Below are 5,733 nucleotides of genomic sequence, written 5' to 3' on the forward strand. Positions count from 1 at the left end.
ATGCGGCACCGCCTGCGCCTGGGCAACCACGGCCTCGGCCACCGCGCGTTCGGAGTGGCGGCTGAGCCGCGCCAGGCGTTCCATGGACTGGGTGATCTGCTGGCGCGTGAGTTCGCTTTCCATCGAAAAGCTGGGCAACTGCCGCAGCACGCGCAGCGACCGGCTCACCGGCTCGATCAGCTCCACCCAGTCCACCTGGCCGATCAGGCGCAGCGTGGTGATGATGTTGCCGACGGTGAGGTTGGCGGCCACCTGGGCGGTCTGGCTTTCGAGCATCAGTGCCGGGCCGTCCGGGCAATGCCGCTCGGTCCATAGCACCAGCGACGGCAGGATGTCCAGCCGCTCTGTGGGCATGCGTTGCCAGAGTTGCGTCAGGTAGTTGCGCTCCAGGCCGCGCTGCTTCATCAGGGCGTAAATGGCGTCGAGGTCGGCATCGCCCAGCCTGTCCACGCAGTCCCAGACCGCATGGGCCACTTCCCGCGCCACCTTGCTTTGTGCAATGTTGTCGGCCATGCGGCGCAGGTTGTCCAGCAGCACCACACGCAATGTGGTCGGCAGCGCCCAGAGTTCGCTCAGGCGCAGCTCGTCCACTTCCTGGTAGGCATTGAGAAAAGCGGTGAACAGCTCCGGGTTGAGCACGCTGTCGGTGTGGGCCACATAGGCCCAGGCGATGCCGTACACGCGCGGCAGCCCTTCCAGCGGTGCGGCCGCCAGCTTGGGCAGGCTGGTGTAGTAGCGGCGCGGCACACCTTCGCGGATCTGCTGCAGCTGGGCTTCGACCAGGTGGAAGTTGTCGAGCAGCCATTCGGCGGCGGGCGTGACGTAGTGGCCGCTGCGGGACGTCAGCGCCACATAGTCATAGGCCTGGCGCAGCGCAACCAGGTTGTCCTCCACGCGCGGGAAAAAAGAGGCACCGCGCCGCGACCGGTCGTCGCCCTGCACGGGTTGCGCCTGGGCCAGGCTGCGGCCGTGCTCCTCGAAACGGTGGATGCCGAAAAGTTCGGCGCGTATCGGGGGTTCCGCTTCCGTCCGCCGGGACAGAAGGATGTGCCGGGCGTGGGAGGTTAGCGCCTGCAGCCGGTCAAGGACCGCGGCATCCACCCTTTCAGACCAGGACCAGCAGGCCCAGGCCGCAACAAGCGAAAAGGGCGCCGGTGGTCACAATGCGCCGTGAAGTCATGGCATGCAGGGAATCAAGCGCGGCCCGCAGCGCGAAAAAGCGGCCGCGTGAGCGCTCGCAGTCATTCATGTGGGAGGCAAGGGCCACGAAATCACTGCTGACGAGTTCCTGGCTGGCGGAAATGCGGCGGACAGCCTCGGCGGTTGGCGTGGACATGGTTCAGGCTCCAGGGGGTGGGTTCGCCAGCGCCGCCGTCGGCAGCGCATTCGGCGTTAAGACCATCCTAGGGTTCTCCCGGGCCCAGTGCCATCAGATTCCACTGGTAGCTTTGTAGGAGAAGGCCCATAGTGCTCTTCCCCCGAGGCGGCCAGGCCGCCTGCCCTGGCCTCAGCCGGTATTGCGCAGGCCCGCCGCGATGCCGTTGATCGAGATGTGGATGCCGCGCTGGACCCGCTCGTCCGCCTTGCCCTCGCGGTAGCGGCGCACCAGCTCGACCTGCAGGTGGTGCAGCGGGTCGATGTAGGGAAAACGGTGCCGGATAGAGCGCTGCAGCGCCGGGTTGTTGGCCAGGCGCTGCCTGTCCCCGGTGATCAGCGTCAATGCTTCCGCCGTGCGGTGCCATTCGACCTCGATGGCGCTGAAAATCTTCTTGCGCAGCCTGGCATCACCGACCAGTTCGGCGTAACGTGAAGCCAGTGCCAGATCGCTTTTGGCCAGCACCATGTCCATGTTGCTGAGAAGGGTACGGAAGAACGGCCACTGTTTGTTCATCTTCTGCAGCAGGGCCAGGGCGTCCTTGCGGCTGGCGGGTGTGCCGCCCTGGTTGAGGAATTGTTCGATGGCGGCGCCAAAGCCGTACCAGCCCGGCAAGGTCAGGCGGCACTGGCCCCAGCTGAAACCCCAGGGAATCGCGCGCAGGTCTTCGATTTTTTGCGAGGCCTTGCGTGAAGCGGGGCGTGAGCCGATGTTGAGTTCGGCGATTTCGCGGATCGGTGTGGCGCTGAAAAAATACTCGGTGAAGCCCGGGGTGTCGTACACCAGGGCGCGGTAGGCCGCCATGCTGGCCTGCGACAGCTGGTCAGCGGCCTGCAAAAAGGCCCTGGTGGCCGGTTTGGTGGGCTGCAGCAAGGTGGCTTCCAGCGTGGCGGCGACCAGGGTCTCCAGGTTGCGCCGGCCGATTTCCGGGTTGGCGTATTTGGAGCCGATCACTTCGCCCTGCTCGGTCAGCCGGATCTGCCCGCGCACCGTGCCCGGGGGCTGTGCCAGGATGGCCTGGTAGCTCGGGCCGCCGCCGCGTCCCACCGTGCCGCCGCGGCCGTGGAACATGCGCAGCTGGATGTTGTGCGAGTTGGCGAGCTGGTCGAACAGCTCGACCAGCGCGATCTCGGCGCGGTACAGCTCCCAGTTGCTGGTGAAGATGCCGCCGTCCTTGTTGCTGTCGGAGTAGCCGAGCATGATGTCCTGTTCGGCGCCGCTGCGCTGCACTTGCCTGGCAATGCCGGGCAACGCGTAGAACTCGCGCATGATGGGCGCAGCGTTGCGCAGGTCTTCGATGGTTTCGAACAGCGGCACGACGATCAGGTCGTGGACGGCGCCATTGTCCAGTGTGCCGTGCATGAGGCCCACTTCTTTTTGCAACAGCAGCACCTCCAGCAAATCGCTGACGGTCTCGGTGTGGCTGATGATGTAGTGGCGTATGGCTTCCTTGCCGAAGCGCGCACGTGCGATGCGCGCGGCCTCGAAAATTGCCAGCTCGCCCGTGGCATGCGCCGAGTAGCTTGTGCCGATCACACGCAGCGGCCGGGCGTCGTTGAGCAGCCTGAGCAGCAGCTCGCGTTTGGCCATCTCGTCCAGGGCGGCGTATTTCGCTTCAACCCGCGCGACCGCCAGCAGCTCAGCGATGACTTCCTCGTGTTTGTCCGAGCTCTGGCGCAGGTCCACCGTGGCCAGGTGAAAGCCGAACACTTCCACCGCGCGGATCAGCGGGTGCAGGCGCTGGGCCACCAGCGCGGCGCCGTGGTTGTCCTGCAGCGAGGTTTCAATGGTGCGCAGGTCGGCCAGGAAATCTTCCGAGGCCAGGTAGGCGTTTTGCGGTGCGACTGCGTGGCGCGCGGCGTCGCCGCCGGTCAGGTCCTTGAGTGTGGCGGCCAGCCGGGCATACACGCCGGTCAGTGCGCGGCGGTAGGGTTCGTCGAGCCGGTGTTCGTTGGTGTCGGGCGAACTCTCGGCCAGGGCCCGCATCTCGGGCGTGAAATCCACCAGCATGGCCGACAGCGAGAGTTCGCCGCCGAGGTAGTGCACCTCGGTCAGGTAATGGCGCAGCGCCACTTCGGCCTGGCGGCGCAGGGCGTAGTTCAGGGTGTCCGCGCTGACATTGGGGTTGCCGTCCCGGTCGCCGCCTATCCATTGGCCCATGCGCAGGAAGCTGTGCACCGGGTGGCTGCCCAGCGCATGCTCCAGCTCGGCGTAGAGCTTGGGAATTTCGCGCAGGAAAGTGGACTCGTAATAACTGAGCGCGTTTTCAATCTCGTCGGCCACCGTGAGCTTGGTAAAGCGCAGCAGCCGCGTCTGCCAGAGCTGCATCACGCGTGCGCGCAGCTGGGCTTCGTTGGCGGCGAGTTCGCGCGGGGTCAGTGCGTCCTTGGCGGCATTGACTGCCGAGGCGCGCGCCCTGATTTCGTCGCGAGCAGTCAGCAACTGGGCAATGTCGCGCTCGGCATCCAGAATACTTTTGCGCTGCACCTCGGTCGGGTGCGCGGTGAGCACCGGCGAGACGAAGCTGTGCGCCAGCGTATTTGCTATTGTTTTGGGAGCTATACCCGCCCAGCGCAGGCGGGCCAATGCCACTTCGATGCTGCCTTCCTGGGTGTCGCCGGCGCGCTCGTGGATGGCGCGGCGCCGGATGTGGTGCCGGTCTTCGGCCAGGTTGGCCAGGTGGCTGAAGTAGGTGAAGGCGCGAATCACGCTGACGGTCTGGTCGCCCGACAGGCCTTTGAGCAGTTTCTTCAGCGCCTTGTCGGCCTCGTGGTCGGCGTCGCGCCGGAAGGCCACCGAGAATTTGCGCACCTGCTCGATCAGCTCATAGGCGGCCACCCCTTCCTGCTCGCGGATCACGTCGCCGAGGATGCGGCCCAGCAGGCGGATGTCCTCGACCAGCGGACGCTCGTTGTCGCGGGCCCGGGCGCGCGGGCGGCCTGCGTCCTCCACGGGCTCCGCGGGGGATTCTTTGGGGTTTTTTGCGCGCGCCGTCGTCACCATGGCTTACCTTTGTTGGCTCTTGTTTTGCAGTGCAGCATGCTAGCATCCGGAACCTCCCCCAGATACAGACAGGTTACGAGTGAGCGCAGATTCTTCCCCTTCTCCACGCATCGTCATTGCCACGCGCGAGAGCCGGCTGGCGATGTGGCAGGCCGAACATGTCAAGGCGCTGCTCGAGAGCCGCCTCGGCTGGCAGGTAGAACTGCTGGGCATGACCACGCTGGGCGACCAGATCCTGGACCGCTCGCTGAGCAAGGTCGGCGGCAAGGGCCTGTTCGTCAAGGAACTCGAAGTCGCGCTCAGCGAAGGGCGTGCCGACCTGGCTGTGCATTCGCTCAAGGACGTGCCCATGGACTTGCCGGCCGGTTTCGCCCTGGCCTGCGTGCTGGAGCGCGAGGACCCGCGCGATGCGCTGGTGTCCAATCATTTTTCATCGCTGGATGAGTTGCCGCCCGGCGCCGTGGTCGGCACCTCCAGCCTGCGCAGGCTGGTGCTGCTGAAAGCGCTGCGGCCCGACCTCAAGATCGAACCACTGCGCGGCAACCTCGACACACGCCTGCGCAAGCTCGACGAAGGGCAGTACCAGGCCATCGTGCTGGCTGCCGCCGGGCTGAAACGCCTGGGCCTGGCCTCGCGCATCCGCTGCGCCTTCGAGCCCGAGCAGATGTTGCCAGCAGCCGGGCAGGGTGCGCTGGGCATCGAGGTGCGCGCCGACAGGCCTGACCTGCTGGACGCGCTGGCTACACTGGCGCACCAGCCGACCTGGCTGGCAGTGACGGCCGAACGCACGGTGTCGCGCGCCATGGGCGGTAGCTGCTCAATGCCGCTGGCCGCTTTTGTCCGCGCACCGCAAGAGGCAGAGATGCGTCTGGAAGCTGCCTGGGGTGAGCCCGGCGCGGATGGGCAAGGGGTGGTGGGCCAGCCTCTGGTACGCGCCGAACACCGCGCGCCGGTGCGCAACTTTGCCGACGCCGAAGCCCTGGGCGAACGCGTGGCGGCTTCGCTGCGTGCCGGCGGTGCGGTCTGGGCCACCAATCCCTCCACACCCTGAGCGCCGCGAGCTTGACTCCCGTGCCTGTCATCGTCACCCGGCCCGCCCGTGATGCGGACCGCTGGGTGCAGGCCCTGCAGGCGCGCGGGCTGCGGGCCGAGGCCTTGCCCCTGATCGAGATTGCAGCCCTGCCGGCCTCACAGGCCCTGCAGCAGGCATGGCGCGATATCACCGCTTATGCCGCATTGATGTTTGTCAGTGGCAATGCGGTGGAAGGTTTTTTTGCATCAAATCAGGCCTCAGCCCTTATCTGGCCTGCGCAAACAGCTACTGATTCAATAGCGGTTGATACTCCGCGCTGTCT

Annotated in this window: 4 protein-coding genes and 1 pseudogene; 2 read left to right on the plus strand and 3 right to left on the minus strand. The window is 66.1% G+C overall.

Annotated features, from left to right (window positions below; all coding sequences use genetic code 11):
- The 3 genes and pseudogenes from WA904_RS09980 to ppc form a co-directional block, all read right to left on the minus strand.
- Positions 1-1,101 (minus strand): annotated as a pseudogene (locus WA904_RS09980) (hypothetical protein); the annotation flags it as partial.
- A gap of 4 nt (positions 1,102-1,105) precedes the next feature.
- A complete protein-coding gene (locus WA904_RS09985) occupies positions 1,106-1,336 on the minus strand; it encodes a hypothetical protein (protein ID WP_425196976.1) in 231 nt (76 codons plus the stop codon).
- Positions 1,337-1,507: 171 nt separating this feature from the next.
- Positions 1,508-4,378, minus strand: coding sequence for a phosphoenolpyruvate carboxylase (gene ppc, locus WA904_RS09990; protein ID WP_425196977.1), 2,871 nt, complete (start codon positions 4,376-4,378; stop codon positions 1,508-1,510).
- Positions 4,379-4,457: 79 nt separating this feature from the next.
- Between ppc and hemC the strand changes: the two genes are divergently transcribed.
- The gene (gene hemC / locus WA904_RS09995) at positions 4,458-5,429 is read left to right on the plus strand and encodes a hydroxymethylbilane synthase (protein ID WP_425196978.1); all 972 of its coding nucleotides are present in this window, start codon (positions 4,458-4,460) and stop codon (positions 5,427-5,429) included.
- Positions 5,430-5,449: 20 nt separating this feature from the next.
- A partial coding sequence (locus tag WA904_RS10000; RefSeq protein ID WP_425196979.1) for a uroporphyrinogen-III synthase occupies positions 5,450-5,733 on the plus strand: 284 nt, incomplete at its 3' end.

The sequence above is a fragment of the Polaromonas sp. genome, assembly GCF_049790275.1.
Classification (GTDB): domain Bacteria; phylum Pseudomonadota; class Gammaproteobacteria; order Burkholderiales; family Burkholderiaceae_C; genus Polaromonas.